This window comes from Streptomyces sp. NPDC079167 (genome assembly GCF_040686735.1).
GTDB lineage: Bacteria > Actinomycetota > Actinomycetes > Streptomycetales > Streptomycetaceae > Streptomyces.
The window spans coordinates 1-26,383 of sequence record NZ_JBFBLO010000011.1 but is presented as its reverse complement, the minus strand read 5'-3'; the positions used below and the strand labels follow the sequence as shown (position 1 = coordinate 26,383).

Sequence of the window (26,383 nt, the reverse complement as noted above, 5' to 3'; positions counted from 1 at the left end):
TCGCGACCATGGATCTCCTGGGCCAACTTTTCAACACCACCGCCATGACCATCAGCCGCGCAGCGAAAGACGTCCGCCCGCTCCTGGACGCCCACGGCATTCACATCCCTGCCTCGACCGCCCGCTTCCGCACACCGGCTGGCATCGCGAGATTCCTCAACCTCGACAAAAACAAGATCAAACCGACGTGTTGATTCCCGGCAAGCCCTTAGAACTCCTAACGAAATGATTTTTGAGGTGATTGGATCGCTCCGGGACTGATGATCCGGGGGTGCGGGGTGGCTCGCCCGAAGCCGTGGGAAGTCGATGACGAGTTGTGGGCGGTGATCGAGCCGCTGTTGCCCAAGGTCGGGCGCCGGACCCGGAACCCCGGGCGCAAGCGGCATCCGGACCGGCTCGTGTTCCAGGGCATCCTGTTCGTCCTGCACACCGGAATCGCCTGGGAACACCTCCCGCAGGAACTTGGCTTCGGCTCCGGCATGACCTGCTGGCGCCGAGTGGACCGAGGCCGAGGTGTGACCGCGACTGCACGAGGCCCTTCTCGCCAAGCTCCGCAGCGCGAACGTCCTGGACTTCTCACGGGCGGCCGTCGACGGCTCCCATATCCGCGCGTTAAAGGGGGCACCAAGACGGGACGAAGCCCTGTTGACCGGGGCAGGACGGGCAGCAAGCATCACCTGATCACCGACGCCACCGGCATCCCGCTCGCAGCCACCCTGACCGGCGGCAACCGCAACGACGTCACTCAGCTGATCCCACTTCTCCAGGCCGTGCCGTCCGTGCGGGGCAAGCGTGGCCGGCCCGGCGCCGCCCGGACGTGGTGCTGGGTGACCGCGGCTACGACCACGACAAGTACCGCCGCCTGGTCTGGGACCTCTGCGTGAAGCCGGTGATCGCCCGGCGCGGCACCGAGCACGGCTCGGGACTGGGCACCCAACGCTGGGTAGTGGAGCGCGCATTCGCCCACCTGCACTGGTTCCGCCGGCTGCGGATCCGCTGGGAGATCCGCGACGACATCGACGAAGCCTTCCTCACCCTCGGATGCGCACTCATGTGCTGGCGGCGACTGCGCGCTCTGGCGACCGATGTCGTGGGCTAGCTATCTGCCGCTAGCCGGTTAAGGACTTCCCTGGGGGTGAAGCTCCAGCCGACCAGACGCGGCCCACTCCAGTTGATGCCGATCGCGAGTCCGTCCCGGGCGGCATCGGGCAATACAAGATCGCACCAGGTGTCCAAGGGCATGGAATCGACGCGGAGCCCACGCGCCCAGATCGTCGCCGCCCTCTGAGCCCGGGGCGAGGTCGACCAGAAGGGAAAACTTCGCATGCCGTCTGCGGAGAGGTGAGTCGGGCTTCCGTCATCATCCCGGACAAGCCAGACCACTCTGTTTTCACGGACGTCTCGGAAGAATGCCGCCGCTTGCGAACCGCTCTGACTCATGGCCACCGAGCCTAGCGTTCCCAAAGACCCATTTCCCCTTTTCGATCCGGTCAACAACCGGGGCGATCGCGTCGCACATCCGCCGCGACAGCTCCTCGACGGACCTGGTCGCGCCGGGCCGCCGCTGATCCCCTGTTCCAGGACCTTGAGGTAGTTCACCAGCTGGGCGCCGGAGAGGGTGATCTCGACCAAGCCTCTCTCCCCGGAGGCACCGTTGAGGCTGCGGGGCTTGGCGTCCTCATGCGAGTCTCAGGCCGTGCGCTCCGGCGTCAAGGCCCTTCTCGCCCGGTAACGCCTCGACCGACTGCGCGGCGGCTTTGCCGTTGACACGCCCTCTACCGGGCCTATTTTCTCCGGCGACGCGTAAGAATTGATGATAACGAGGTAAGGGAAAATGAGATTACGAGAGCGATCCCCCAGGCCGGAAGCCCGGCAGTGGAGGGAGCATTAGCACGGAAAGAGTCATGACTTAGTCTTCTTGAATATGAAAAAGAGTCCGCCAATTAAGATCGTGGCCAATAATGATGGGGAGCGCCGCGCGAGAGTTTCCGTCCCCCACATCTCGGATGCCCATAAAGAGTAGGGCGGTGCCGGAACATAACGTTATGAACGCTGATCCGACTGTCGCGGCTTGACGCATTGATAACTCCTGTTTTGTGGGGGCGGGAAAGAACCTCCCGCCCCCTGCTCTCAATTAGCTGTACGCGGCTGTAGTCACCGCGGCGGCAGCCCCAGCCGCGACCGAGCATCCAGTCAATCCCGCACCAACCGGGACCCCAGAGCCGCAAAGGCCCCGGCGGCAGCGCCGCCATGCAATGGCTCTCCATGCCAATTCCTGCAAGCGCCGGGGAGGGTAGCTCCATCCATGCTTCATTGCACTTCTGCACCGTGATGAGGTAGAGGAGGATCAGGACGCACAGCACCGTGGCCAACCCTGCCCGGCGGCGTGCCGCCGATCACCGCCCGATTCTGTACCTGAGCCTCGCGGATGCTGCGGTCAAAGTCTTCCAGGTCTCGTTTGCCAGCTGCCCGACCACCGTCATCAACAACGTGATGGGGCCACCGACTCTGTCGGCGGCCCCATCACGAAGGATCGCGATCAGGGTTGCCCGCCCTTGCCCCTTTGAACAAAGAAGTAACCGGCGAGGCAAATGCAAGCGATAAGCGCCAGCAAGGCCCATCCTCCAGAGTTTCCCGAAATGATCAGAAATGCTGAGAACAGCACTCCGACGACGGCGAAGAACGTGGCGAACTGCACATACCGCCTTACAGTAGCTCGCTGCTCCAATGACCATCCAACATGAGGCACGATTTCTCCTTCTGAAATTCGGGGGGGCGAATGGTGGAAACGCCCTCCGCACGGATCCAGCGGGCGGTCAAGGCCGCGCAGCCACTTCCCCCTCGAGCAGGCCACCCTGAAGCGCGTCTACATGGCGATCATGTCCCTGGACCCCGCCAGCAAGGGCCAGGCCCTCTGGACCATGCGCTTGAAAACCGCACTGAACGCCTTTGACATTCCAGCGCCTAAGACGTCGACCGGCCTGCGGATTTTCAGCGTTTTTTGACATGGGTGAGTGCCGTTGAGGTAACTACGACCGCCGCAGCAACACAAAGCATCCAAAGCCACGCATGCGCAGCTTGCCAGCCTGCTTGCCAGGGGTACATGAAGACGATTGCGAGAGCCATGAGAAGGAGGACTGATCCGACCGCTCCTAAGACTTTCGTCGGTTTCATTATTCTCCCTGAGCGCTGGTGCCGCCCCTGTGAGGGCGGCACCAGGCAGTCTCCAGCTGTCAGCTTCCGGCCCCACGGAATACGGGCTGATGAGGCCGCTTGCCACACCTCCCAGGGTGGCTGATTCCGTGTCAGCGCCAATGGCTGCGGCTGTGCCACCTGCAGCGACCCCATCCCACAGCCCAGCTGTTACGGCTCCGGCGGCGACACAAGCTGCCCCGGCGGTCGCCCCGCAGGCCGCGCCCACGACGAGCGCCGCCGCGCCGATGCCCACCCCTGCTCCAGCAGTGACTGCAACACTCTTCCAGTCGAAGAGACCAGTGGGGTCGATGTTGTTGACGGGGTCGCCCGAGGCGTACAGGTAGGGATTTTCTTCCTGGCCGGAGGGATCGGGGCTGGTGAAGCGGCCGATGTTGGGGTCGTAGTAGCGGGCGGCGAAGTGGTGGAGGCCGGTGGGGTCCTGGTGGCCGCCTGCGAACCGGTAGGGCTGGGGCTCCGTTTCGCTGGTGGTGCTGCGGGTGACGCCTCGGGGGCTGTAGCCGTAGCTGTTGACTTTCGCGCCGGTCTCGTCGGCCATGGCGATAACCGAGCCAAGTGCGTCGGTCAGGTAGTAGTAGTTCTTCCCCCCGTGGGTCATGGAGTTCAGGGTGCCCCCGGGCTCCCGGTTGAATCCTGTGTCCACTCCGGCGGTCGACGTGCCGGCCAGGCCGATCGGGCCGTTGTGGAAGAACGTGTCACCGAGCTTGATCCGCTCGGACTGGTCCGTGGAGCCGTACTGCCCGGTGCATGTCTTCCCGGCGACGGTGACCGAGGTCATCTGGGAGTAGTCGGACCATTTCTCGCCGGTCCTGGTGCCCGCGGGGGTCGAGGCGCCGGCGGTTTCGTTGCCGATCTTGTTGTAGGACCAGTTCGCCGTCGAGCCGTTCTTCGCGGTGACCTGCTGGGCGTCGTTGATCGTGTACGTGGTGCCGCGCGGGCAGCCGGGGTCGACGCCCTGGGAGGTGAGGTTGCCGGCCAGGACAGACGGGATTGGTTGCCTTCAGCGTAGGTCCGCGATGCCGGTCACCCAGGGCCGCGAGCGCGGAGAGGGAGAACGCCCTCTTGAGCTGCTTGTCTCCCCTCCGGGACCGCCGCGGCTCGATGACCCCGAACTACGGGTCGCGGGGGTGAGGCCGGCGTAGGCGCCGAGGTGGCCGGTGGCAGGGAAGGCGCTGCCGGCGCCGACCTCGATCAGGAGCCGTGCTCCGGTCACGACGCCGACTCCTGGCATAGACCTCAGGACCTTCGCAAGAGACATCTGATGCAATTGATCTGTCAAGGCTGGCAGTCCGGGAAGTCTGTCGGTGGTGTGTGGCAGCATCCGCAGCATGGCGAGTACAGAAATAGGCCGCGGACTGGACTTGTTCCGCGAGGGCGACTTCCCCCTCTATACGCTGACCTTCGTGCGGGACCTGCCCCCTGCGGAGCTGCTTACCCGCATGGGGGTAGATCCGGAGACCCTTGCCCTTCGCGACGCCGTGGATCTGGCAGATGACTTGGGTGACGACCTCTTCGACGAGGAGGAACCCGTCGTCACCAGCGGCATCGATGGCTCGTGGGCGTGGGCATGGGAACAGGGCGGCGTGCACGGGCTCGATGAGAGGATCTTGAGTCCCGTCTCCGTGGGGACTGAGGCCGTCGTGCTCCACTACAACCAGAAGCCGATGCACTGGTTGAAGTACGCGGTAGGTGGCGAGATCATCGTCGACTTCCACACCCTCCAGGCGATCGAGCCGACCGGGCAGGACCCCGCAAGACTTCATGACGTTATGAGGCCCCTTGGGCTCATCCCCGGCCAGGTCGCGCCCCTGCACAGTGTCCTGGCACTGGTGGAAAACGCTTTTGGCATCCGGCTGAGGCAGCCGGACGACGAGCGTTGGAGCGGCAGGCTGCTTCCCCTGTCGGGCTGAAAGCCTCAAGCGGCGGCCCTCAGCGCAGGGTTTCCAGAGGTTGGGAAGGCTCTGCCTCGTCGTGGACGGTGCGCTTGGTGAGGCAGTGGTGGAGGCAGCCGAGCATGCGTCTCCACCAGGGCCTCGAAGATCTCCTGGACCAGTCGCTCGGCCGGCCTCAGGGCCTTCGGCCGTACCAGCCTGGCCAGGCGGCGTCGCCCGGTCTCGTTGATCTGGGCGGGTGACCCGAAGAGCTCCAGCAAGGTGAGGACGACCGGGTGCTGCAACCGCGGCCCCGGTACTCGCTCCAGGGGGCGGGGATCTGGGTCAGCAGGCCGTGGAGCCGGTTCGCGACTCGGGTGGCCTCGCCCGCCAGGTTGTCGTGGAACCCCACGACCGTCTCCAGTTCAGCGATCGTCTCGTCCGGCCTTGTCTGGGCGCCGGGCTGCGACCTGGGTTACGAAGAGCTGTTCCGGCTCGGGTAGGCCGGTACCCAAGCACCTCATGAGCGGTCCGTCGATGCCTCCGGGCGCGGTGACGCCACTCCCCGGATCGTCAACCGCAACAAGGGGGAGCCATGCCGGGCCCAAAGGCCGGAAGCGCCATTGCGAGCCACCGGAGACGCAACGGGAGGGCTGGGGTGGATGATGCGGGCGGGCCTCTCTGGTGGGGTGCGGGGGTCAGGTGAGGGTGAGGAGGGTGACGGCAGCCGCGGCGGTGCCCAGGCCGATCAGCTGCCCGCGGTGGATGCGTTCGGCAAGGACGTAGCGGGCGAGCAGGACGGTGCCGGCGGGGTAGAGGGCGGTGATCACGGCGACGACGGCCAGGTCGCCGCTGCGCGCGGCGAGGAGGAACAGCAGGTTCGCCACCGAGTCCAGCACGCCGGCCGCCGCCGAGATCGCGTACGCGGGCTTCTCCGGGCCCAGTCGCCGGTACATCGCTGCGGCGGCGGCCAGGGTGACGGCGGAGGACACGGCGCGGCCGATGACCAGCGGGCCGACGCCGCTGTCGGAGGGAGCCTGGTGCAGGAAGATCAGCTGCAGGGCGATGGCGGCTCCCGCGCCGAGAGCCGCCATAAGTGCGGGGCGGGACGGGCGAGCCGACTTCGCGCCGTGCCCGGCGCTGACCAGCACCACGGCTGCCAGTGCCAGCGGCAGGCCGGTCATCCCGGTCACTCCCAGGTGGTCGCCCTGTACCAGCCCCACACCGACCGGCAGCATCGCCGAGATCAGCGCGGTCACCGGTGACAGGATGTTCATCGGACCGATCGCGAGCGTGCGGTAGAGCAGGGCGAACGCGGCGGCCGACGCGACGCCGGACGCCGCACCCCAGGCGAGGGTGGCCGGGGCGAAGGAGGCTCCGAGGAAGGGCCACAGGAGCAGTTCGACGGTGAGTGAGGCCGGTGCGGCGATCATCACGGTGCGCAGGACATGGGCCTTGCGGGCACCGAGACCACCGAGGAAGTCGGCGCATCCGTAGGCCAGGGAACTGCCCAGGGCCAGCAGCAGAGCGATCACGGGTGGGACATCCCTTACCATCAATGGAACGACTACACCGTACAGTGCATCGACCGAATGGTGTCAACCAAACGACCGTACGATGCATTGCACTGAACCATTCCTGGAAGGGTGCCGAGATGGCCGAGACCGAGGCGGCACTGCGGACGCTCGCGCAAAACGTCCGCACAGCCCGTACCCGCGCCGGGCTCTCCCTGGACGAACTCTGCCGGCGCGCCAAGGTCAGCAAGGGCGCCCTGGCCGGGCTGGAGAAGGCCCAGGGCAACCCGAACTTCGCCACCCTGGTCCGTCTTGCCGACACCCTGGGCATCTCGGTGTCCGCCCTGATGGAAGGGCCGGCCGAAGGCCGCGTCCGGGTCGTGACGGCCGACGCCGTCATGCCCCTGTGGAAGGGCGAACACGGCAGCGAGGCCCGGCTCATGCTGACCACCGCGACACCAGCCCCGGTCGAGATCTGGCGCTGGAAACTCGAGCCCGGCGAGGAGTATCCCAGCCACCCCCACCAGGCCGGCGTCGCGGAGAGTGTCAGCGTCACCGCCGGACGGATGGTGCTCGTCGTCGACGGCACCGAGCACTCTGTCGAGGCCGGCCAGACAGCCGCCTTCGTCGGCGACACCGCCCACACCTACCGCGGCGCTGGCACCGATACCTGCCACCTGATCATGACCGTCCACCTACCGCCTGGTCCCGCCTGAGACCTGCGGCCCCCAGCAGTCCCCGCCAAGCCCCCAGCAGCCCGGCCCGAACCGCTTGCGAACCGAGGCTGGACGCGCCGCGCGCCCGGAGCGCCGGCCGACCGCGGCACGCGAGCCCTCCGACCAGCGCCCCGGACGGCGCTCGCGCACGACCAGAAAGGAAAGCCTGGACCGGGAGCCTCAAGCAGACCGACTGAGAGCTCCAGCCGGCCACCCGAGCGACACGGTACGCAGAGGCAGTTGACGTACCGCCCGAAGGCCAGTGCCCCAGGGGGCACACGTACGGCACCGCACGAGCCACGAGACGATCGAGCTGGACGTGCCGGGACGGCGGGACACGGCGTCTTTGCGGTCGGCGACGCTCGACTCGTCGAAGGCGGACGGTCCGCGCTCGGATCGGACGGTCAGCATCGAGGCATGTGCGGCGCCGTTCCCGAAGAGTGCACGCGCGAGGTTCCGTTCGGCGCTCGGGAGGACGGCGGGGCCGCTGTGCAGGGCGCTCCACGTGGGGTTCCACCACACCAGGGTCCAGTCCGCGGTGAACACCGCGATCGGTACGTCGCCCGGGGGCGCCGCGAGCAGTTGGAGGCCCGGGGGTATACGGGTGCTGACCGTCCCGTCCTGGTGTGGAAGGAGCCCGGCGCTTCCATACAGCTGGTCGCGGTCGGCGTGGGAGAACTGAGGGCCCCGGCGAGGGCGCCGATGACCTGGGCCGAGGGGTTCTTCGCGCGTCCCCGTTCGAGGAGCAGGACGTAGTCGACGGAGAGTGCGGCCAGCTGTGCGAGCTCCTTGCTGCGCAGTCCCGGGGGCACGACGGCCGTCCGTCATCGTGCGGCCGACGTCTGCCGGGGACAGTCGGTCGTGCCCGGCACGCAGGAGTGCCCCGAAATCGAAGCGGGAGCAAGCCATGGCCATTCTCGCTGCGCGGCGCCGGATGAGCCTGGGTACTGCCAGTCCTAGTGACGGGGAAGGCACTGGTTGCGGTGGCGCCACCGGCGAACGTGGAGATGCGCCCGAGCCGGGCGCCACAGGTTGACAGTTGAGGAGCCTTCCATGAAGCACACCATCGTGATGACGGGCGCGAGCCGCGGGATCGGCCGCGTCGCTGCGGAGCACATCCTGCGCCGGTCGCCGGACGTCCACCTCCTGGTCGTGGCCCGTGGCTCCTCCGGCGCGCAGCTCGCTGCGGAGCTCGGCGCGGGCGGGCACACGGTCTCGCATGTCCCGGCGGACCTCGGCTCGTTGGCCGACGTCAGCTCAGCCGCCGGCAAGATCCGCGACCGGCCCGACCGCGGTGACCTGCCACCGCTGCGCGGCTTCGTGGGCAACGCCGGCATGCAGTACACGAACGCGCTGACCGAGGGACCTGACGGGTTCGAGGCCACCTTCGCCGTCAACGTGCTCGCCAACCACCTGTTCGTCCGACTGTTCCAGGACCGCTTCATCACTCCCGCCCGGATCGGCGTCACCGTCAGTGACACCCACTCCGGCGACTTCACGCACAACATGGGCATGGTGCCCGGCCCGGTCTGGAAGTCGCCGGGCGTCCTGGCCCGCACGGGCGTCTTCACCAAGCGGGACACCGCGGTCGGCGGGCGTACCGCGTACTCGACGAGCAAGCTGGCCGCGATCCACCTGGTACACGAGTACGCGCGCCGGCTGCCGACCGGGATCGACGCCGTCGCCTACAACCCGGGGTTCGTCCCTGGCACCGGCCTCGCCCGTAACGCAGGGCCCGTCTCACGGTTCGCGATGCGCCGCATCATGCCGGTGATGACCCTCACCCCGTTCGCCACCAGCCGCAGTGCCGCGGGCCGCTACCTCGCCGACGTCGTCCTCGGCACGACCCGTGCGCCGACCGGCTCCTACGTCGACCGCAGCCGTGTGGACCGCTCGTCGCAGGAGTCCTACGACCCGCAGCGCGAAAGGGAGCTCCGGGAGGCCGCCGAGCGATTCACGGCGGCGCACGCAGCCAGGGCGGACGCGATCTCAGGCGACGGGACGAGCGGTTCACCCCGATAGATCGAGCAGCGACCGAGCGGCCCCGTGGAAGCAGTGAAACGCCCCCTGAGGATGAAGGTTGTCGAAGCCGTAGATCACGAACAGGGAACGAGTTCGCGTGTGTCATCCACCCTGATCGACGCCCTCGCACACCACCTCGAGGATGTCGACCGCCCATGTCCTCCTGCCGACCTGCGCACGCTGGCCCAAGTACTGGACGAGGCACTCGATCCGCTATCCACGTCGTGTCCAAGGCCGTCGATACCGCATCGACTTTTTGCTCGCACTGTGTCTGGTCGCGTCCTCGGTGGCGCAAAATCGGTGACCGCCGTCGCCAGTTTCGGCACTGACAGCAGCTCTGAACTGAGCGAATGACTTCGGTTCACCTCAACCATTCCGAGCACCACCACTTGGGACGCCCGATGGGCCGCCCTTATGGCGACGCCCTGGACGACGCCGTCGGCGCACGGCTCGGCCGCTACGCCACTGACCCCGTCGAGGAGCCCGGCGAGACCTGGGCGGACTCGCGGTGGATGGCAGAGCTGTGCGCGGCTCACGCACCGATGCCGACGGGGCCGTCCATCTGCTCGCCGCCACCCTGCTCTTGGGGCCGGTTGCGGGCAGCTCGGCCAGGGCTGCGACCATGCCGCAGGTGTTGGTCGCACCGGAGAAGACGAGTCCGGCGCCGATGGCCCCGGACAGCCAGTGCGCCGGCTTCCCGGCGAGACCGCCGAGGAAGCCGACGAGGGCCAGGGTGCCGGCGCGAGGCGGACCTGGCGGTCCATGGGCCAGGTCGCGCGGGGCGACGCCACCTGACCGGCGCCCACAGCATCCCCCTGACCCGCCTGGACGATGGTTCGCCTTTCTGAGCGGTTTCCCGCGATAGGATACCCGCGGGGGTATCGAGGAGGTTGGTGTGCAACTCGACATGAGTGCCGAGGAGCTGAAGTCGGCGCTGAACCGGCTGCGGCGAGCGCAGGGTCAGCTCGCGGGAGTGATCAAGATGATCGAGGAGGGCCGGGACTGCGAGGACGTCGTCACGCAGTTGTCGGCGGTCTCCAAGGCGCTGGACCGGGCCGGGTTCTCGATCATCGCGACCGGTCTGCAGCAGTGCATGACCAGTGAGGATCCCGAGGTGCGGGACTCCGCACAGATGCGGGCCCGGCTGGAGAAGCTGTTCCTTTCGCTGGCCTGACAGCTTTCGTCTCCCGTCGGGCCTGCCGAGGCGCGCCCCGGAATCCGCCGGGGTGTTGGCGGCAGGCCCCCACGGCTGTGTCGCAACAGGGTGCCGGTCACCATCACTGCGGTGACCCTAAGCAGCAGGGTGCCGAAGGCCCGCTGCAAGGCAGCCGGCTGACCTTCGCGGACAGCCGCTTGCTGTCCCATGCTCCCAGGACCGCCATCGCGATGAACGGCATGGTCAGGGCCCAGTCCAGGCTGACCTCGGTGGCCTGGCGGGCACTCTGAGTCGCGCCCTGCGGCGGGGCGTCGGATGCAGAGACCATGAGCGAGGAACGGTCGTCGTGGCATTCGGCAAGGTGGTGCCGGAATGCGGCATCGACGAGGGTGACTGCGGCGCGGGCCAACGATCTGGTCGTCGCCGCGCTCGTCCTGGACGGCCCGAATCCGCCGGCCCTCGCACGCCGGAGGTCTTCGTCATGTTCAAGACTTGCCGAGTGTCAACAACACTAGCTAAGGACGTGCTCGATGTGGTGGTCGAGGAGACGTTCGGCGGCTTCCGGGGTGCGGTAGCCGAGGGCGATGTCAACGCCGAGGCTGGTGGCGAGGGACCAGCAGATGTCGGCGTCGGTACGTTCCTCGCAGCGTGGCTTGCTGCCCCGCTCCGCCCGGGCTGCCGTGATGAGGCCGGCGGTGAAGGTGAGCAGCTCGTCGTCGCCCGGCGCCAGGACCCTGGCCATCGTCGGGTCGGAGACTGCCCGGCCCGCGGCCGCCAGCGCGAAGCGCATCAACCGCGTACTCTCCTGGGCCGGGCTGATGAGGGCGTACAGGCAGGTGCGGAGAATGGCCTCCGGACTGGTCGTGTCGGCGGCGGTGACCGCGTTCTCGATGGTGGCGTTGACGGCCCGTACGGCTCGGTCGAGGGAGTCGCGGATCAGGGCATGCATCGAGGCGTAGTAGTGCTGGATCTGGCCCATCGAGACGCCCGCCTCCTCGGCCACCTTACGCAGCGACACCTGCTCGATGCCGCCGCGCACGGCCAGCGACCAGACGGCCTCGACGAGACGCGTCCTGCGCGCTTCGTGATCCACGATCTTTGGCACGACGTCGCCGCCTTTCCTCGTTCACCATGCGACCGCATTGTAAAATCGGGCCCTACCTGTTTACAGTGCAAGTGCATGGTAAACCGTGATCAGGCCGAGGAGGACCCCATGAAGTATGGCTTCTACCAGGCGCTCGGTATGGCGCTGCTCGTCATCGGAGCCCAAGGTGCAATTCGCCAGCTCGCCGACCACGACAACGCAGGCCTGTTGGGCTGGCTGCCGGGAGGCTTCGCGGTGAACATCACCGTCTACGTACTGGCCGTCGTGATCGGCGCGGTCGTCGCAGGGCGGGCCCACAATGCTCGTAGGGCGACTGGCGACTGACACGGTGCGAGTGGATGGGGGACTGTTCGGCGGATCATGGGCGGACTCGTAGGCGGATTGCCGCGCGCACGCGGGTATGGGCGGCAGGCACTGGTGGATGCACGCCGCGCTCGATGATGGGTTGCCGGCAGCCTACGGGGAACGGGTGCGACGCAGACTCAGCGACTTGGCTCTCGGCATACACGGCGACGATCAAGGCGGTGCCGTGGCGGCGGTACTTGAGCTCGCGGCGGGGAACGGGCCCCGCCGGTGCGCTGTGGTCAGTCCAGGGACTTCTCCAGGCGGGTGCGGTAGTCGGCCTCGACGAGCACCGCCTCGTCGCGGTTGATGTTCTGGAGCTTGGGCACCTAGTTGTACTGGTCGGTGGCGAAAGCCTCTTGCGGCGTGCGCGGCAGCAGGGCAAGGGGTGCGACGTCCAGCTGCGGGAGCCTCTCGTTTCGTGCTCGCCGCGTTCGTCGCTGGCGACCGTCCGTGCGCTGGCCGGCACCGGCGAGGCCGAACGCTGCCTCTTCGGCATGGTCACGTCGCCCCCTCCTCCGCGGTGATCTACGCAGCCCCTGTCGCAGCCGGGCCGTCTGTTGCGGCATCGCCAGGCGCGTGAAGTTGCCGCCCGGGTTCTGCGGATGAGCTCGATCAGCCCCCGGGGTCAGCCCGTCGGCCAGAGCGGCAGATCTGCGTGTCTCACCCGGAACCCGCCCTTCGTGACAGGTGCGAAGGCGGCAGGCGCCATACAGGAACCCACCGAATCCATGTGCTCCTCAGCGCCGATCGTCCAATTCACCCCGCCGTCCCAGGAGAACCCCGCCCGGTCCCGCGGCTCCTTTCCCGGCTTGTCCAGGCCGCCGAGGTACACCCGGAACCTGTGGCTCTCGTGCTCGGCGGCCTGGGTGGCGAGGGCGGCGTATGCCTCGCGCTGATGTTGCCGGCGGACGGCGTCCACGGGGCCGCGGCGGGCAGCCCGCGCCGGTGCGCGGCCTGCAGCGTAGGCAGTTGCCGCCGCGAGGACAGCGGTGAGCGTGGTGATGAGCGCGGCTATACCGGCGGAATCCATGACAGGTGATCCTGCCAAGCCTCGACGCAGTCGACACGACACCTGGACCTGAACACTCGCGTTTACGGCCTCGGGTACAGCCGTTGGGCTCTGCGAATGAGCAAGGTCCGGTCGAATGACTCCTGCTGCCCCGGGCAGGCCGCGCAAGAGTTACTAGAAAACACCTGCCCCCCTGTCAACGGTGATCACGCTCTGCACCGATGAGAGGGCAGCCCCGGCCAGGGCGGAGGACCAGATACCAGGGCTCACTGATCGCCACGGAAGTGCTCACGAAGTTCGTCACGGCAGTCATTCTCGGCACCGACCTGGACTCGCGAGAAGCCCAGCACTGCATCGTTGCCTTCCTGATGGGTCTTGGCCAACTGCTTCTCGAGATCCGCTATGAGCTCGGCGCACTCTGCGCTGACGCGCATTTCGGTCTGCGGGCCCGATGACGAGGAGGCGTTCAGACCGGCAGTGACGCCAAGGCCGGCCGCGCACAGCACCGCCCAGGCGGCAACCCACGCGCGGCGGCTCATTCGTATCGGCTCAGGCATTCAGGCATCCTACGAGCGCCGTTGAGGCTGTCACCGAATCGCGGCTGCCGCTCAGCCACGGTCTCGTTGGCGCTCGGGGACCATTTGGGGCGAAGGACCGGACGTGGCCGGCCAGGGACGTCGAGTTTCAGGGCAGTTGGCCGGGACGGCCCTGAGCCGGAGCTGTTCGATCTCCGTCAGCGTTCTCGGGTCGGCCACCTCGTCACCACGCGGGGTGCCGGTGGCTGCGCAGTCACCGGCCGCGGTGACGTGCGCGTCTCCCTCCTGTCCTCGGCCACCCGCGGGCAGCTGAGCTTCACCGCCCTGCAACGCCGCGCGACCGCCGGCCGCAACGCCCGCGCCCTGGCCGCCGAGCTTTCCGCTCATTTTCACGTGGCCACGTGCGCACACCCGTGCCGGTGTTGGTGTTCCGCCGTTCCCGGGGAGGGCTGCCGGGCGGCCGTTCACCTCGTACCGGCTGGGCCGGGACTGTCGTGGAGGTTGTGCCTGTCGATCACGGATCCCGCGGTTGCGGGGGAGTGGCTGCGTGAGTGGACTGATGTCCCCACGTCGAAAACACCGTGGCCAGGGAGCTTGACGGACCGGTACCGGCCGCGCACACCCGGCCGGTACCGGTCCGTCAAGCTCCCTGGCGGGAACTCCGCCGAAGCGCTCATCGACGCTGTCGCCGGCTCCATGGACCGCCCCGAGGCCCTGCTGCTGGGCCGATACGACACGACCGGCCGCCTGCGGCTCGTGGACAGGACCGTCCGCTGAAGCCAGGACCGGCCCGCGAGCCGGCCGACCACCGCACCGCGGCCGGCCCCGACCACCCGTGGGCCGGCGTCCGCTTCACCACCCCCTTGGAGCAGCCACACCCTTGGAGCAGCCGCACCCCTGGAGCCGGTCCTGGTTGCCCCTGTCCTCGTCGCGCGGATCAGCGCCGCCGTGTCACAGGACCGCGGTGTGTGGCGCCACCCGCTGCGCTACGAACAGGTCCGCCAGGACGGCAACGCCGCCGAAGCCGGTCTTCCACGTTCGGCGGGAGGCAGTAGCTGCACGGTCGGGAGTGCACTACCGGGCGCACCGCCTGCCTTCGCCCCAACTCGTGCACCACATGAGAGTGTGAAGCTTTGCCGAGCGGCTCGGGCAGAGCGCTCCGGCGGGTCGCGTGACGCAGCGGGAGAGAGACCGGTGCCCGGGCGGGTGCAGCAGAGGACCACCGGAAGGTGACGGCGGTGCAAGATCCGCCGCTGGTGCTGCTGCTGCTGCTGGTGTTGTTGGTGGAGACGGTGTCGGTGGGTGGTGCACGTGACGGTCTGGGCCCGGAACGTTGTAGGGGCAGGCGCCGGACGGCCCCCCAGGTCGTTTCTTCCCGACCGGTTCAACCTCGAACAGCCCGCCCCCACCACACATACCGTGATCATCTCGCATGATCGCGAAGCGTCAGCGGGTCGCCACCGGGCCCTCGCGCGCGCTCGTGGTCAGCTTTGCTGACGCAAGTCCAGCATCGAAAAGACCTTGTCGTAGCGGTGTTCGCCGACGGCGACGAAGCCGGGCAGGCGCCCGTATTCGGTGAAGCCCAGCGACCGGTAGAGGTGCAGGGCATGGCCGTTGTCGCCACGGGTGTCCAGAGTGAGGACCTCGATACCCGCCTCCCGGGCGTCAGCGACCAAGGCAGCGGTCAGCGCCCGGCCGACGCCCCGGCCCTGGACAGCAGCATCTACCGCGATCTTCTCCAGATCGGCGTGTGGCCGATGGGTCGGTCGGGCGTAGCGCAGCCAGTATCCCAACCCGACAAGCCGACGGTCGAGGTAAGCGGCCCGCAAGGCCGCATCCCCGGCCTGCACCGCAGAGATGACGTGACCGAATAGTTCCGCCACCTCATCTCGCGAGGGCGGCTCGACCCAGCCCAGCGCAGCACCTCCACTGACCAGGTCCGCCAGGATCCGGTGGGCCGACTCCGTAAACCGGAACTCCAGCTCCGGATCTGCAGCCAGCCCCATGGCGTCAAGGATGGCGGGCTCACTGCTCACACCACTGGCCATGGCCGCATTCATGACCCGCAGCCTAGGCCAGCCCAAGACCCAACCAAAGCCCCACACCCCAGCCCGGCGGAAGCCGAGCCGTCACTGACCCATGTCCCTAGCCGACGCCGGTGCCGGCGCCCGGCAGCCCGTCATGGGCGCGCCCGGCCGTAGCGCGCTGCTCCATGGAGCGCTGCTCCGTGGAGCGGGGCGAAAGCCGCCGGTGGATCCCTGCCGCCAGGGCGACAGGCGCGGTGGGGCCGTGGGAGAGGAACAGCGAGGCTCGATGACTTCGCATTCCAGCAGCAACAGGAAACCCCGGGGCCGGCACCAGGTCGATCCGTGCATACAGCGGGGACCCGAAACGGCTGCTCACGGACTTGACGACGGGTTCGCCGCAGTCGAGTTCCGGCCCGGCCGCAGCGCTGAGCGTGATAGTTGCGGTGGCGAGCAGACTGTCCCGGACCGCAGCACCGGGCTCGAGGAGGGCGCTGCGCCGCACAGCGTGACTGGAGGTCCCGTCGAGGTAGATCAGCGAGAGCTCTCCGTACGCGTCGACAGCGTGCTGATATGCCTGGGTCATACTGTCCGGCCGCGTTCGAGGAGTGCCGTGGCGTGGCGACGGGCCCGCGTCCGCTCTGCCGTTTCGGGGCCGTAGCGCGCGGTGTCCTTGGCCGAGCAGGAGACGGACGGTTCGACGACGTACTCGCCCTGGGCGGGGCGGCCCAGTCCTGGCCCGCCCAGGTCCAGATGCTGGGCACGATCGGCACGCCCTCAGCGGCGAGGTCGGTCAGGTAGCGCTTGTCGCTGTCCCACCCCACCATGCAGTTGAGCAGTACCGACTCGTCCGCCGCCCGGCGGGCCCAGGCAAGGAACTCCTTGCTGCGCCTGGGACAGTCCCAGGGGGATTCGAGCAGGACGGCGGCGAACCGGCCCCAGCCGACAGGCTCGTCCCAGGGCAGCGTCACCGCCTGGAAGCCGACCCGGGCCAGAGCCGCGGCCAGGGAAGCCAAGCCGCCATCAGGCTCCTCCAGGACACGGGACTTCACCGAGGCGACCTGCATGTGCTGCATGGCTGGCTCTCCTCACACATGGCCGGTACCGGGCTGACCGGTGCGGCTGCACGTGACCCGGTCAGTAACGCCAGCGGGTGGCTTCGACGGTCTCGGCCCGGGTGCGGCCGGCGAAGAGACTTGCCTTGACCGACTGCGAATCAATCACCCCAGCCGTCGGCAGGACATCCCGCCCTGCCCTCTCCCGGACCTGCCCGCACAGCCGGTCATGGAACTCCCGGACCAGGCCGTGGTCGCGCCAGCGGCGGAAGAACGCACAGACCCGGTCCCACGGCGGGAAGTCGGCGGGCAACGCCCGCCACTTGATGCCGTTGTCCACGAGATGGCCGATCGCGTCCAGCATCGCCCGGTGACAGTACGCTTCCGGCTGCCCGCCATGGCCCCGCATCCAACCCGGCACCGGCAGCAGCGGCCGCACCAGCACCGACTCCGCGTCCCTCATGTCGCTCGGATACCGACGCTCTCGCAGGCGATTGTCGGCAGCGTTCCGAACCGGTGAGCCAGACAGTCACACTCCCGAGTGCCCGCGGTGGACTGCACGGGCATCGGCACGCAAGACTGCGACACCAGGGCCTCCTGATGCTCGGTGATTCGACACCAGCGAGCTGTTCAGGAGGCCCTCCTCTCATGCACCGAGCACCCGACGACCACCCAATCGAGACGGCCGTTCGATCACCAAGTCCCAAGAGCAGAAAGACAACAGTGCTTACGAGTCGGGATGTTCCGGCAGGGCGAGCCAGTCCGACCAGGAGATCTCACGGCCGAGGTAGCGCGGCTGCTCGAACGGCCAGTCAGCGGCGATCCACTGCGGCACCAGCGCGTCGAGGGCCTGCTCGACGTCGCTGCCCACCAGCTCGTCCACCACCCACCAGGAGATCTCGCCGTCCGCGCCGGCCCTCTCCGGTGGGTCGATGTAAACGCAGCCGAGCAGAGCTGTCTCCGCCGCGTCGAACAGCGCGTAGTTGAAGGACTGGTGTGTGGCGATCTCCTTCTCGTGCCGCAACAGGTCCGCCCGGTCGGCCTCGTAGGTCATGGTGGCCGCAGGCCAGCCCCAGGCCGGGCCGAAGATGGTCCACAGCCGCTCGCGCGAACCCATCACAGCCGGATAGTCGAGTGGAGTGTCCGCCTCCCGGATCGGCCGCAGGTGATGACCACCGTCCGGCAGCGGTATCAGGACAGGGTGGACGAAGTCTTCGGGAAGCCAGCTCATGGCGCCCGACCGTAACAGCACGCGGCCGTCCGCTCCCCTGAATTTCCGCCGGACCGCCAGGCCCCGGGCAGGGCCTGCGATCAACCGATCGAAACTCTCGTTCGATCGACGGACTCCATGATCGGTATGGCAACGGCTTCTGAGTGTGATGTCAGGGGTATGTGGTGGGATGGCCGGACTCTGGTGCCGTGACCTGCTGGGAGACCGCCTCCATGCCCGTGTACTCGTCTCTGACTCATGCCCTGGCCGCGGCCTTGGTCGAAGTCCTGTGGTTCATCGAGGGCAGTGAAGATGAGCAGATGGATCCGGACGACGCCGTCAAGGTCATGGAGGGTGTCGCCCACCTGGTCAGCGAGCTGTCGAGCGACCAACGGAGCGAACTGATCGGTCTGCTCGGGACGATGGCCGAAGCCGAGTCCGACCCCGCGCGGCGGGAGTTCCTGGAAGGGTTTTCGGCAGGCTTCGGTCTCCTTGGTGATGCGGTTTGACCTGTGCTTCACGTGTAGAGCAGGACGCGCTTGCGGAGGAGTGGAAGCCGGCCGCGCGGGCTTCAAGCTGTTACGCAAGCGGGTACTACTCGCCTGAGCTGGCTGGCCGAGCTCCGGCTATTTCAGCAGCCGAAAGCTGGGCTGCTGAGCCCAGGCTCTGAGAGGGCGGTTTGAGAGGTTGTGACCGCGACTTGCCCTGAAGGGCACTCCGCAGGGGTTGCTTCAGGTGCTGTCCGTTGCTGTTCGCTGGGGCAACGGGCGATAATCGGCCTGTGGACTGGTTGGAGCGAGCTCGAGCTGCGGAGCAACTTCAGGCTTGGGACGCAGCGATCGCGCTGGTAAGCGCCCATGCCGAGTGCTTTTCCGATGATCCGGACAGGCACGACAATCATCTGTGGCACATGGATCTGCTGGTCCGAGCGGAACGGATTCCAGAACTTACGGAGCTCGCCCTCAGGGATCGCCACGCACTTCGGAGGCTCAACAGGTCGCTTCGGGAGCGAGGCATGGAGTCCGCGCTGCGCGAGCGCGCCGAAGACGGTGACCGTGACGCCCTGTACGTCCTTGTCCGGCTGATGTGCGAGACGGAGCGGATGCATGAAGCCCTGAAACTGATCCAAGACATCGACCCGGAGAACAAGTACGCACACCAGATTGTGGCCAGTGATTGCTGGCCATAGGTGTCCGGCTGTGGCCTTCTCGCGAAGATGCCAGTGTCGACCTCGGTGAGGATGTCGAGCTTGACCAGGCGTTTCAGCTTGGTGCGCGTGCCTTCGACGTTCTTCGGCAGCAGCTCGTGGCCGAGGGCTTGGCAGACGTCCTTCGCCCGTTGTGGTCCGGTCGCGTGGTTGAAGGCGTCGAGGATGCGAGGGTAGTCCGGGTGCTGGGGCAGGTCCGGCGGGGCAGCGGGAAGCCGGTCGGCGAGGCTGGTGACGGTGGTGGGTGATCGCGAGATGCTCCAGATGGGTCTCGGCCTCCCGCAGCCGGTTCTGCAGGCCGTCGATCTGTTCACGGAGGTCGTCGGCCAGAACCCGGGCAGCTTGTTCCTGCAGTGCCAGGGCGTTGAGCAAGGGCTGGATGTTCATGCTGCGACCGCCTGTGCCTCGCGCCAGGTGGGCGTGTTCGTGCCGGTGAGCCGGCGGGTCATGACGTGGGTCATGGCCCAGTAGACGCGTGAGGCGGAGGAGGAGGGGGGTGTGCGTAGTCGCGGACCAGGCGCCGGTGCAGTATCACCCCGCGCGTGCGGGGATGGTCCCCGAGCCTGGTAAGGGGCACCGATGAACGACGCGTGCTTCCCGAGCGTGCGGGGATGGTCCCGCCGACGCTCCGTCCGGCGGCGGGCCGACCGGGGGGTTCACGCGCGTGCGGGGATGGTCCCGCCATGAGGTCGAGGTCGATGACGATGTCATCGTGCTCCCCGCGCGTGCGGGGATGGTCCCCCGACGATCCGCGCGGGCGGCATCCTGCGGGAGTGCTCCCCGGCGTCTTGGGCGGCCAGGGGGCGCCAGGCGGGGCCGTGGCCGTCGTGGCGGACCTGTCCGAACACGGCGTCGGCGAAGTGGATGCCGAAGCCGATCGTGTAGGGCTCTTCGAGTTCGGCGACGAGACGGCGGCGGTGGTCGGCGGAACGGGCAGGGTCGTGGTCGTAGACGCAGGACCATTCCGGGTGGTCCACCTGGATCGGTGAGTGCATGGAGTCGCCGAAGGCGATCAGGCGGGTCCCGCCTCCTGTGATGATGAATTCCGCATGCCCTGCGGTGTGGCCGGCGGTGATCCGGACCTGCACGCCGGGGAAGATCTCCTGTTCGCCCGTCACCGTACGGACGTGTGGTGCGAGGACGTCAAGGACCTCCTTGGGCGTGCCCGCGGCCTCCAGTTGTGCGCGCTGGTCCCACTCCGGCTCCGCCACCAGGTAGTCGGCCTCGGTGAACGTGGGCCGGTCGCCGTCCGGCGCGGGGCGCGTGGCCCAGCCGATGTGGTCAGGGTGCAGATGACTGAAGGCCACCGCTTCGATCTGTTCGGGCCCACGGCCGAGTTCGGCGAGGTTGTCCAGGAGCGCGCCTCCCTGCATGGTGCCGTTCGGTGTGTTCGGATCGGCCGGCAGGCGGTGCGGGCCGAACCCCGCATCGATCAGCAGCGCGCGCTCGCCGTGCTCCACCAGGAGGCCACCGAGACTCGCCACCAGGTGGCCGGAGGCGTCGAGGTACTCCGGGTGAGCCGCCCAGAACTCGTCGGTGGTGTCCGGCAGCCAGGCGCTCGGCCTCCCTTGTATCGCCCCGTCCGGTACGAAGGACACCTTCGTGTCGCCCAGCCATACCGTGCGAAGTCCCCCCGGCCGCCGGAGCCGCTCGTCCTGCTGGTCAGCCACTGAGTTGCGCACGGGAGCCCTCTCCTCGTTCGTCATTGCGTACCGAGTTGCCGCCGGCCTTGCGGCGGCGGTCACCTCACCATATGTATCAAGTTAGAAAGATTCAAGCTGTAATTATTATGGCTTGATGGACTTGCTAGGGTAGGGACCATGACGACACCGCCCAAAGCGCAGGCCATCGCCGAGCGGGAACTGTGCGGCCTGGTGAACGGGCTGGCCCAGCAGATCGCCGATCACGTACGCCAGCGTGCCGTCACGCTGGGCCTCACCGCCGCCCAGGCGACCGCGCTGCGGGAGATGACCGGGCCGATGACCATGCGTGACCTCGCCGAACGCATGAGCTGCGAACCCTCGAACGCCACCTTCGTCGTCGACAAACTCGAAAAGCAGGGCTTGGTCGAGCGTCACGCGCACCCCACCGACCGCCGTGCCAAGCACCTCGTCCTCACCATCGAGGGCAGCGAGTTGCGGGAACAGCTCCTCGAACTCCTCACCCAGGAGTCGCCTCTGGCGGCGCTCACCGCAGAGCAGCAAAGCGCCCTGCAGAGCCTGCTGGAGAAGACCGTCGCCGGTTCATAGGGCGACACCACTGGACCTGCGCAAAGTGCTGACGTCGCCCTTGTCGGCCCGGCTGCAGGTGACGCAGTAGAGCGGGGCCACCTCTTCACTCCTCCCGATTCATCCTGCGCTCTCGCCACGCCCACCTCAGGCCGGTGATGAGCGTGATGACGACGAGCACGATCGCGCCGATAGGCCAGAACGGAGTGGGGCGGTCTGCCGCCCAGTACAGGAGTTCCACACGCACCTCTTCCGCCGGTCGTGGGCCAGGCCCGTCAAGCCGCAGCCGTTTCTCGACGGATACCCGGCTTCGTCCACGCCACGGCAGAGAACGTCACATCAGGCCACCTGGTACGAGGCCATGTGAACGGACCCGACTTCCGCTGGCATCCCGGAACGCCCCCCCCACACAGACCTCCTGAGCACGCACATCTACTCGGCACCGGCCGGCGTCGCCAGGACACACAGCAGATGGACGTGCAGGTGCTCGGCCACGATCTGCGCGCACGGAGTACACGGGCCAGAAGTGCAGTGGAAGCGCAGCACCGCTGGCGCTTGACAGGATTACGACGTGTGGCCCGCAGGCAGTCGACATCGTGGGTAGCATGGATATGTAGCCGATCATCATTACGGCCGCCACCGGTCTGCTCGGCGCCGGTATCGGCAGCGCCGGCGTCCTTCTCAGCGAGTGGTGGCGAGCACGAACATCAGCCGACCAACATCGACGTGCGTCCGATCTCTGTCTTCGGGACGAACCCCGCGGCCGCCCCCAGCGCCTCCGCCCCGCATGACGGGGGAATTGCCGGGTGCGGCTGCGCGCCAGGCGTGAGGGCGCAGGCCGCACGTTTCCTCTCGTGAGTGTCCGGGCACCGGCAGATGGAGGGACTTACCACAGACAAGGCGCCCCGCTACGAATGATCCGTTGGGAGGCTTTCTCATGCTCAAGGCCATTGCGGACGTACTCAGGTCCATCGGCGGAGCCATCGCCACCGTGGTGACGCTCCCCTTCCGCGCGGTAGCCCGCCTCTTCGGCGGCGCGTCCGACACCGCCCACGGCCACCACTGACCCCCTACAGGCCACAATCCTCGCCGCGTCATGTGGCACCCGCCCAGGAGTCGGCGGCCCAGAGTTCAGCCCCGGGCCGCCGGCCCCTGCCGTGGGACGCCTTACTGCGGGGCACTCTAGGAGCGATGAGCCGCGACCTGGTGCAGGACCCAGGCAGGAGTGGCAGCGTCCCTAGCGCATCGGCTGACCGTCGCGAAGGAAACCGCCCGCGCCGCCCCGATGCGACACCGTGCCCAACTGGCGGCGGTTATAGCTGGCGCCCTCGACACCGGAGCGCCCCAGGCCGTCCCGGCCCTCCTGCACCGGGAGCGGTTCCAGAACGAGCTGGCTCCGCCCTTGCCCCCACCATCACGCGAGGGGGGACGGCCTGGGATGGCTTCAGGCGGCCCCGTACACCGTGTCCAAGAGTCCCTTGACGAAACCATCGAGGTCGTCGAGTCCGGCTGCAGCCTGGGTGGCAGGGGCATCGGACACCAGGTGCGGCAGCGCGGCATGCAGGGACAGGGTGACGGTTGCGGCGCGCTGCGGGGTGGTGGGCAGGCCGGCGCTCATCTGGGCCTGCTCGAAGTAGGCGAAGTCGTTTGCCGCGAAGACGTCAAGTGGCGCCGCGAGCCACGCGGTTCGTGTTGCCTCACGCTGCAGCTCCAGTAGAGCGCGCACGCGTGAGCGGCCGGGGCCCCTGGCGTGTTCCAGGAGTGTGCGCAGCAGGGCGGTCAGGCCGACCCGGTCGGTGGGCGTGGGTCTGGGAATGGCCCGGTACAGCTCGATGATCCGCTCCGTACTCGCCAGCAACAGCGCGTCTCTGGTGGGGAAGTAGTTCTTGGTGGTGCCCAGAGGCACACCTGCGGCCGCGTCGACGGCGCGGTGCGTCAAGCCCCGGCAGCCGGAGAGTGCCAGTACGTCGATGGCCGCGTCGCCCAGGCGATGGCGTCTTTCCAGATTCACGTATCCAAAAGTACCCCATCCGTGGTACCACAGATGTGGTACTTTCGGGATTGGGTGTCTAACGGGGGAGTGATTCTCATGGCTGTGGGTTATTTGGTGACCGTGTTGTTGGCCTCGCTGATCGCGGTGTTCTGCCTGGTCCGCATCCGCGGCCCGAGACCGCTCTTCTACGTCAGTTACCGGCTCGGGCTGGTCTTCAGCGAAATGCCGTTCCTTGTCCTTTACGCGCTGGTGGCATCGACAGCGCTGGCCTTCGCGCAGGGCGACATCGCCACCGCCGCCGACCGGGTGGCTGTCGGCCTGGCCGTGGTCGCCGCCGGCGCGCTTGTGGTCGTCGCCCGACGCGGGATGCGAACGGCGTCCGTGGTCAGGCTCGCCCTGCACGACGCGCTCGGGCCGGGCTCGGGTGTGCGCCGCCGCCCGCCGCTGGTGCGCATCTTGCTCCGGCCCTTCCTCCGCCGCCGCGGTGACGTCAAACGGGTGAGCAACATCAGCTACGGAGACGCGGGCGTCCGCAACCTTCTTGACGTCTACCACCACCGCGCGCGCCCCGAGGGCGGACCCGTACTGATCCACTTCCATGGCGGCCACTACGACCAGGGACGCAAGAACACCCAGTCGCTGCCTCTGCTCTACCGGCTGGCGAGCCAGGGCTGGGTCTGCATCAGCGCCAATTACCGCCTGCGGCCCGCCTTTGCCCACCCGGCACACCTGATCGACGCGAAGAAGGTCGTCGCCTGGGCCCGCGGACACGCCAAGGAGTACGGCGCGGATCCCGCGGCGGCGGTGTTCGTGTCAGGGAGTTCAGCGGGTGGACACATGGCCGCGCTCACCGCGCTCACCCCGAATGACCCCGCCTACCAGCCAGGGTTCGAGGAGGCTGACACCTCCGTGGCCGCCGCCATCGCACTCAACGGCTACCTCGGGACATACTTCGACGGAGACCCCGCGACCTCGCCGGTCAATCTCGTACGGGCGGACGCACCACCGTTCCTCATCGCGCACGGCGACTTGGACGAGCTGGTGACAACCGACAACCCCAGAGCCCTCGTCACCGCCCTGCGCTCCGTTTCGACCTCACCGGTCGTCTATGCCGAACTCCCGGGCGGGCACCACGCCTTCGATCTCTTTCACTCCTTCCGCTTCGAGGCACTGATAGACGGAATCGAGGAATTTGCAGCATGGGTGAAGGCGCACAGGACGGTGATCTGATCAGTAGCCGCACGATGGCGAGCGTGTTTGCGGCCGGGGCGTGCGCGTGTTCCAGGGAGTCCAGGTAGACGGCTCACCTCGACTCCCTCACATGCCCCTGGTGCTGGGCCAGAACTCAGAGTGCGACTCGAAGTCCGAGGCCCAGACAAGGTCGCCGGCACGCGTGAGGCAGACGACTTCGTTCAGCGCCGTGTACACGACCCGCTCCAGATCCTGCCGGGCCACCGACGCTACGACCTCGTCGCCATCCGCGGCTGAAACACCGCTGCGGGCTCCAACGTCCCATAGGCGTCGGCGCCCAGGATGTAGGCGTGGATCCGCCCGTCGCGGTGACGCGTGATGACCTTCGGTGGCGGCTGAGGAATCATCCGCTGAGGCTAACGCCCACGCCAGGCTGCTCATGAGCCGGGCGGCGGGCGCCCGAGCAGGGTAGGCGCGGGTCAGCGGGAGCGCGAGGTAGCCATGTGTATCGGTCAGTCAACTGCATTGACCGAGCGCGACATCCGGCCTGGCAGGAGCCTGCTGGCTCGACCGACGCTCCGGCATGGTCACCAGCGTGCGCGCAGTACGCCGTCGCTGTCCGGGAGGGCAGCACAGAGCAGCGGGGAATGTTCGGCGGGGGGCAGGGGCAGGGCGCAGGCGGCTCGGGCATCGGCCACGTGGGCGCTGAGTACCTTGTAGTCGGTGTCGTCGACGATCGCGTGGCTGATCGCCCCGTCCTGTGCCTCCCAGACGAATTCGATGGATTCCTCCTGGGGCAAAGCCGCGAGGACGGCGCCTACGTCCGGGGTCAGGTCGGGCCAGACGGTCAGCAAGGCACGCGGGCTGAGCCCGGCGCGCACTGTCTCGAGGTTCTCCGGCGTGATTCGGTGCCAGCGTGCGGCGTTGCGAACGTAGTTTTCCTCGAGGAGCAACGCATGCCGTGAGGCCAGTGCGGTGTGCACGCGTATCCAGAAGTGCTCGTCGGCCGGCTCCGTCACTTCCGCTTCGTCGGCCTCGGCCGCGTAGGGCGAGGCCGCAAGCGGTTCCGCGAAGAGGCCGAGTTCCCGCGCACGGGCCACGGCGTCCGCGCAGGGCCGGTCGCTGCCCACGTACACATACTGGTCCCACCCGACATGGGCGGTGAACAAATCCCCCACCTTCAGTCGGCACCAAGCGCCTTGGTCGCGGAGCATGACCCGGACCAGTTCCAGGGCGACCGGAAGAGAGATCTCGGCCCCGTCGTGGTAGCCGGTGAGGTCGGACGGGAAGAGCCCGCCGAGGCCGTGCCCCGCAACTGAGGGCTCCCCACCGAAGTGGACGAAGCCCGTAACCTGAGGGTCGCGGATCTCCAGCCGGTCGATACCCGAGCACTCCGCGAAGGCGGCTACCGCCGCAAGGTACGCCGCCTCGACGGGCCCGTGGTCGCTGATCGTGTCCTCGGCGCCGATGTAGTGACCGTGCTCGTCTCGGTCGGCGGGGTCGTACTTGGTGATCCGGTGCACGAAGGTCGGCGACACGTTACTCCTCGGACAGAGCGGAAGGAGTGCCCAGCGTAGATACAGGTCCCGGTTCCGAGAGCGGGGGAGGGGGCCCTGCATCGGCAGGTTCGAGGCCCGGCGGTCATCTCGTCAGGAGTGGTGGGCCTCATCGGAAAAGGTGCATCGGTCGCAGCGGCGATTTCCGCGATGCGTTGGCGTCCCGGTCGGCGGCCGCATTGCCCGGCATCTTCTGCCAGGAGCGGATGGTGGCGGTTGCGGACTGGAGCGCCCCAGGGATGATGCTGGAATAACGGGCAGCCGCGGTGCGGAGCCACCGCGGGTCATCTGGATCAGAGGTCGTTTCCATCTGCAATGCGGTGTTAGACCGTGTCCCATGTGGGGCTGGCTCGTTGAGCTCGTCATGGGGCGGGGTACGTGGAGTTGGATTGTTCCGGACGGGCTGTGGGAGATCGCGGAGCCGCTGATCCC

Annotated in this window: 26 protein-coding genes and 7 pseudogenes; 14 read left to right on the top strand and 19 right to left on the bottom strand. The window is 67.8% G+C overall.

Features of this window, described 5'->3' with window-relative positions; genetic code table 11:
* The first annotated feature begins 260 nt into the window (after window positions 1-260).
* Window positions 261-1,099 (top strand): annotated as a pseudogene (locus tag AB0P41_RS23180) (IS5 family transposase).
* Here AB0P41_RS23180 and AB0P41_RS23175 read toward each other — a convergent pair.
* On the bottom strand, window positions 1,096-1,440 hold the full coding sequence (locus tag AB0P41_RS23175) for a DUF2750 domain-containing protein (RefSeq protein WP_365933896.1): 345 nt from the start codon (window positions 1,438-1,440) through the stop codon (window positions 1,096-1,098). The pseudogene AB0P41_RS23180 and the gene AB0P41_RS23175 overlap by 4 nt on opposite strands.
* Before the next feature lie 1,342 nt (window positions 1,441-2,782).
* Between AB0P41_RS23175 and AB0P41_RS23170 the strand changes: the two are divergent.
* Window positions 2,783-3,005, top strand: a pseudogene (locus AB0P41_RS23170) (hypothetical protein); the annotation flags it as partial.
* 482 nt (window positions 3,006-3,487) lie between these two features.
* Here AB0P41_RS23170 and AB0P41_RS23165 read toward each other — a convergent pair.
* Both AB0P41_RS23165 and AB0P41_RS23160 read right to left on the bottom strand, forming a co-directional pair.
* Window positions 3,488-4,189: pseudogene (locus tag AB0P41_RS23165) on the bottom strand (RHS repeat-associated core domain-containing protein); the annotation flags it as partial.
* Window positions 4,190-4,241: 52 nt separating this feature from the next.
* Window positions 4,242-4,456, bottom strand: a pseudogene (locus AB0P41_RS23160) (transposase); the annotation flags it as partial.
* Between the two features lie 85 nt (window positions 4,457-4,541).
* Here AB0P41_RS23160 and AB0P41_RS23155 point away from each other — a divergent pair.
* On the top strand, window positions 4,542-5,123 hold the full coding sequence (locus AB0P41_RS23155) for a DUF6461 domain-containing protein (protein WP_365933894.1): 582 nt from the start codon (window positions 4,542-4,544) through the stop codon (window positions 5,121-5,123).
* Between the two features lie 185 nt (window positions 5,124-5,308).
* On the opposite strand, the pseudogene AB0P41_RS23150 reads toward AB0P41_RS23155, so the two are convergent.
* Both AB0P41_RS23150 and AB0P41_RS23145 read right to left on the bottom strand, forming a co-directional pair.
* Window positions 5,309-5,526 (bottom strand): annotated as a pseudogene (locus tag AB0P41_RS23150) (IS110 family transposase); the annotation flags it as partial.
* 256 nt (window positions 5,527-5,782) lie between these two features.
* On the bottom strand, window positions 5,783-6,619 hold the full coding sequence (locus AB0P41_RS23145; protein WP_365933892.1) for an EamA family transporter: 837 nt from the start codon (window positions 6,617-6,619) through the stop codon (window positions 5,783-5,785).
* A gap of 119 nt (window positions 6,620-6,738) precedes the next feature.
* Here AB0P41_RS23145 and AB0P41_RS23140 point away from each other — a divergent pair, with 119 nt between their 5' ends.
* Window positions 6,739-7,314 carry an XRE family transcriptional regulator gene (locus AB0P41_RS23140; RefSeq protein WP_365933890.1) on the top strand — a complete coding sequence of 192 codons (576 nt, stop codon included), beginning with the start codon at window positions 6,739-6,741 and terminating at the stop codon, window positions 7,312-7,314.
* Window positions 7,315-7,494: 180 nt separating this feature from the next.
* Here the strand turns inward: AB0P41_RS23140 and AB0P41_RS23135 are convergent, their stop codons facing one another.
* The gene (locus AB0P41_RS23135; RefSeq protein WP_365934208.1) at window positions 7,495-8,142 is read right to left on the bottom strand and encodes a hypothetical protein; all 648 of its coding nucleotides are present in this window, start codon (window positions 8,140-8,142) and stop codon (window positions 7,495-7,497) included.
* Window positions 8,143-8,367: 225 nt separating this feature from the next.
* Here AB0P41_RS23135 and AB0P41_RS23130 point away from each other — a divergent pair, with 225 nt between their 5' ends.
* Window positions 8,368-9,336 (top strand): SDR family NAD(P)-dependent oxidoreductase, encoded by a 969-nt coding sequence (locus AB0P41_RS23130; RefSeq protein WP_365933888.1) that lies wholly within the window; start codon window positions 8,368-8,370, stop codon window positions 9,334-9,336.
* Between the two features lie 597 nt (window positions 9,337-9,933).
* On the opposite strand, the pseudogene AB0P41_RS23125 reads toward AB0P41_RS23130, so the two are convergent.
* Window positions 9,934-10,115 (bottom strand): annotated as a pseudogene (locus tag AB0P41_RS23125) (DUF2892 domain-containing protein); the annotation flags it as partial.
* Window positions 10,116-10,231: 116 nt separating this feature from the next.
* On the opposite strand from AB0P41_RS23125, the gene AB0P41_RS23120 reads away from it, so the two are divergent.
* Window positions 10,232-10,510 carry a metal-sensitive transcriptional regulator gene (locus AB0P41_RS23120; protein WP_019548565.1) on the top strand — a complete coding sequence of 93 codons (279 nt, stop codon included), beginning with the start codon at window positions 10,232-10,234 and terminating at the stop codon, window positions 10,508-10,510.
* Between the two features lie 103 nt (window positions 10,511-10,613).
* Here AB0P41_RS23120 and AB0P41_RS23115 read toward each other — a convergent pair whose 3' ends face one another.
* Together AB0P41_RS23115 and AB0P41_RS23110 are read right to left on the bottom strand one after the other, a co-directional pair.
* Entirely contained in the window at window positions 10,614-10,820 is a 207-nt protein-coding gene (locus tag AB0P41_RS23115) for a hypothetical protein (RefSeq protein ID WP_365933885.1), read from the bottom strand.
* Window positions 10,821-11,003: 183 nt separating this feature from the next.
* Window positions 11,004-11,597: a TetR/AcrR family transcriptional regulator gene (locus AB0P41_RS23110; RefSeq protein WP_365933883.1), complete on the bottom strand. Its 594-nt coding sequence runs from the start codon at window positions 11,595-11,597 to the stop codon at window positions 11,004-11,006.
* A 108-nt stretch (window positions 11,598-11,705) separates the two neighbouring features.
* On the opposite strand from AB0P41_RS23110, the gene AB0P41_RS23105 reads away from it, so the two are divergent.
* On the top strand, window positions 11,706-11,921 hold the full coding sequence (locus AB0P41_RS23105) for a hypothetical protein (protein WP_365933881.1): 216 nt from the start codon (window positions 11,706-11,708) through the stop codon (window positions 11,919-11,921).
* A gap of 646 nt (window positions 11,922-12,567) precedes the next feature.
* Here the strand turns inward: AB0P41_RS23105 and AB0P41_RS23100 are convergent.
* Entirely contained in the window at window positions 12,568-12,972 is a 405-nt protein-coding gene (locus tag AB0P41_RS23100; RefSeq protein WP_365933880.1) for a hypothetical protein, read from the bottom strand.
* Between the two features lie 245 nt (window positions 12,973-13,217).
* Window positions 13,218-13,508: a hypothetical protein gene (locus AB0P41_RS23095; protein WP_365933879.1), complete on the bottom strand. Its 291-nt coding sequence runs from the start codon at window positions 13,506-13,508 to the stop codon at window positions 13,218-13,220.
* A gap of 573 nt (window positions 13,509-14,081) precedes the next feature.
* Here AB0P41_RS23095 and AB0P41_RS23090 point away from each other — a divergent pair.
* Window positions 14,082-14,264 (top strand): hypothetical protein, encoded by a 183-nt coding sequence (locus AB0P41_RS23090; protein WP_365933878.1) that lies wholly within the window; start codon window positions 14,082-14,084, stop codon window positions 14,262-14,264.
* A gap of 707 nt (window positions 14,265-14,971) precedes the next feature.
* Here AB0P41_RS23090 and AB0P41_RS23085 read toward each other — a convergent pair.
* Both AB0P41_RS23085 and AB0P41_RS23080 read right to left on the bottom strand, forming a co-directional pair.
* Window positions 14,972-15,535 carry an N-acetyltransferase gene (locus tag AB0P41_RS23085; RefSeq protein ID WP_365934206.1) on the bottom strand — a complete coding sequence of 188 codons (564 nt, stop codon included), beginning with the start codon at window positions 15,533-15,535 and terminating at the stop codon, window positions 14,972-14,974.
* A gap of 97 nt (window positions 15,536-15,632) precedes the next feature.
* The gene (locus AB0P41_RS23080; protein ID WP_365933876.1) at window positions 15,633-16,097 is read right to left on the bottom strand and encodes a hypothetical protein; all 465 of its coding nucleotides are present in this window, start codon (window positions 16,095-16,097) and stop codon (window positions 15,633-15,635) included.
* A 32-nt stretch (window positions 16,098-16,129) separates the two neighbouring features.
* Between AB0P41_RS23080 and AB0P41_RS23075 the strand changes: the two genes are divergently transcribed.
* Window positions 16,130-16,312: a hypothetical protein gene (locus AB0P41_RS23075; protein WP_365933875.1), complete on the top strand. Its 183-nt coding sequence runs from the start codon at window positions 16,130-16,132 to the stop codon at window positions 16,310-16,312.
* A gap of 336 nt (window positions 16,313-16,648) precedes the next feature.
* Here AB0P41_RS23075 and AB0P41_RS23070 read toward each other — a convergent pair whose 3' ends face one another.
* Both AB0P41_RS23070 and AB0P41_RS23065 read right to left on the bottom strand, forming a co-directional pair.
* Window positions 16,649-17,029 carry a transposase gene (locus AB0P41_RS23070; protein WP_365933873.1) on the bottom strand — a complete coding sequence of 127 codons (381 nt, stop codon included), beginning with the start codon at window positions 17,027-17,029 and terminating at the stop codon, window positions 16,649-16,651.
* 264 nt (window positions 17,030-17,293) lie between these two features.
* On the bottom strand, window positions 17,294-17,797 hold the full coding sequence (locus AB0P41_RS23065) for an N-acetyltransferase (protein ID WP_365933871.1): 504 nt from the start codon (window positions 17,795-17,797) through the stop codon (window positions 17,294-17,296).
* A gap of 188 nt (window positions 17,798-17,985) precedes the next feature.
* Here AB0P41_RS23065 and AB0P41_RS23060 point away from each other — a divergent pair, with 188 nt between their 5' ends.
* Window positions 17,986-18,285: a hypothetical protein gene (locus AB0P41_RS23060; protein WP_365933870.1), complete on the top strand. Its 300-nt coding sequence runs from the start codon at window positions 17,986-17,988 to the stop codon at window positions 18,283-18,285.
* 272 nt (window positions 18,286-18,557) lie between these two features.
* Window positions 18,558-18,965 (top strand): hypothetical protein, encoded by a 408-nt coding sequence (locus AB0P41_RS23055; protein ID WP_365933868.1) that lies wholly within the window; start codon window positions 18,558-18,560, stop codon window positions 18,963-18,965.
* Between the two features lie 401 nt (window positions 18,966-19,366).
* On the opposite strand, the pseudogene AB0P41_RS23050 reads toward AB0P41_RS23055, so the two are convergent.
* Together AB0P41_RS23050 and AB0P41_RS23045 are read right to left on the bottom strand one after the other, a co-directional pair.
* Window positions 19,367-19,530 (bottom strand): annotated as a pseudogene (locus tag AB0P41_RS23050) (IS5/IS1182 family transposase); the annotation flags it as partial.
* Window positions 19,531-19,690: 160 nt separating this feature from the next.
* On the bottom strand, window positions 19,691-20,665 hold the full coding sequence (locus AB0P41_RS23045; RefSeq protein WP_365933867.1) for an MBL fold metallo-hydrolase: 975 nt from the start codon (window positions 20,663-20,665) through the stop codon (window positions 19,691-19,693).
* 138 nt (window positions 20,666-20,803) lie between these two features.
* Here AB0P41_RS23045 and AB0P41_RS23040 point away from each other — a divergent pair, with 138 nt between their 5' ends.
* Window positions 20,804-21,232, top strand: coding sequence for a MarR family transcriptional regulator (locus AB0P41_RS23040; RefSeq protein ID WP_365933865.1), 429 nt, complete (start codon window positions 20,804-20,806; stop codon window positions 21,230-21,232).
* 916 nt (window positions 21,233-22,148) lie between these two features.
* On the top strand, window positions 22,149-22,277 hold the full coding sequence (locus AB0P41_RS23035) for an LPFR motif small protein (protein WP_267883626.1): 129 nt from the start codon (window positions 22,149-22,151) through the stop codon (window positions 22,275-22,277).
* Window positions 22,278-22,655: 378 nt separating this feature from the next.
* On the opposite strand, the gene AB0P41_RS23030 is transcribed toward AB0P41_RS23035, so the two are convergent.
* Entirely contained in the window at window positions 22,656-23,222 is a 567-nt protein-coding gene (locus AB0P41_RS23030) for a TetR/AcrR family transcriptional regulator (RefSeq protein WP_365933864.1), read from the bottom strand.
* Between the two features lie 78 nt (window positions 23,223-23,300).
* On the opposite strand from AB0P41_RS23030, the gene AB0P41_RS23025 reads away from it, so the two are divergent.
* Window positions 23,301-24,434 carry an alpha/beta hydrolase gene (locus tag AB0P41_RS23025; RefSeq protein ID WP_356710679.1) on the top strand — a complete coding sequence of 378 codons (1,134 nt, stop codon included), beginning with the start codon at window positions 23,301-23,303 and terminating at the stop codon, window positions 24,432-24,434.
* A gap of 548 nt (window positions 24,435-24,982) precedes the next feature.
* Here AB0P41_RS23025 and AB0P41_RS23020 read toward each other — a convergent pair.
* Window positions 24,983-25,933, bottom strand: a complete 951-nt coding sequence (locus tag AB0P41_RS23020; protein WP_365933862.1) for an RNA-binding protein — start codon at window positions 25,931-25,933, stop codon at window positions 24,983-24,985.
* Window positions 25,934-26,383 lie beyond the last annotated feature (450 nt).

Coding starts and splice junctions, on each gene's coding strand:
- AB0P41_RS23025 (WP_356710679.1), top strand. CDS start 23,301: ATGGCTGTGGGTTATTTGGTGACCGTGTTGTTGGCCTCGCTGATCGCG.
- AB0P41_RS23115 (WP_365933885.1), bottom strand. CDS start 10,820: ATGGTCTCTGCATCCGACGCCCCGCCGCAGGGCGCGACTCAGAGTGCC.
- AB0P41_RS23085 (WP_365934206.1), bottom strand. CDS start 15,535: ATGGCCAGTGGTGTGAGCAGTGAGCCCGCCATCCTTGACGCCATGGGG.
- AB0P41_RS23175 (WP_365933896.1), bottom strand. CDS start 1,440: ATGAGTCAGAGCGGTTCGCAAGCGGCGGCATTCTTCCGAGACGTCCGT.
- AB0P41_RS23040 (WP_365933865.1), top strand. CDS start 20,804: ATGACGACACCGCCCAAAGCGCAGGCCATCGCCGAGCGGGAACTGTGC.
- AB0P41_RS23130 (WP_365933888.1), top strand. CDS start 8,368: ATGAAGCACACCATCGTGATGACGGGCGCGAGCCGCGGGATCGGCCGC.
- AB0P41_RS23095 (WP_365933879.1), bottom strand. CDS start 13,508: ATGCCTGAGCCGATACGAATGAGCCGCCGCGCGTGGGTTGCCGCCTGG.
- AB0P41_RS23135 (WP_365934208.1), bottom strand. CDS start 8,142: ATGACGGACGGCCGTCGTGCCCCCGGGACTGCGCAGCAAGGAGCTCGC.
- AB0P41_RS23140 (WP_365933890.1), top strand. CDS start 6,739: ATGGCCGAGACCGAGGCGGCACTGCGGACGCTCGCGCAAAACGTCCGC.
- AB0P41_RS23035 (WP_267883626.1), top strand. CDS start 22,149: ATGCTCAAGGCCATTGCGGACGTACTCAGGTCCATCGGCGGAGCCATC.
- AB0P41_RS23155 (WP_365933894.1), top strand. CDS start 4,542: ATGGCGAGTACAGAAATAGGCCGCGGACTGGACTTGTTCCGCGAGGGC.
- AB0P41_RS23080 (WP_365933876.1), bottom strand. CDS start 16,097: ATGACCCAGGCATATCAGCACGCTGTCGACGCGTACGGAGAGCTCTCG.
- AB0P41_RS23070 (WP_365933873.1), bottom strand. CDS start 17,029: ATGAGGGACGCGGAGTCGGTGCTGGTGCGGCCGCTGCTGCCGGTGCCG.
- AB0P41_RS23065 (WP_365933871.1), bottom strand. CDS start 17,797: ATGAGCTGGCTTCCCGAAGACTTCGTCCACCCTGTCCTGATACCGCTG.
- AB0P41_RS23100 (WP_365933880.1), bottom strand. CDS start 12,972: ATGGATTCCGCCGGTATAGCCGCGCTCATCACCACGCTCACCGCTGTC.
- AB0P41_RS23105 (WP_365933881.1), top strand. CDS start 11,706: ATGAAGTATGGCTTCTACCAGGCGCTCGGTATGGCGCTGCTCGTCATC.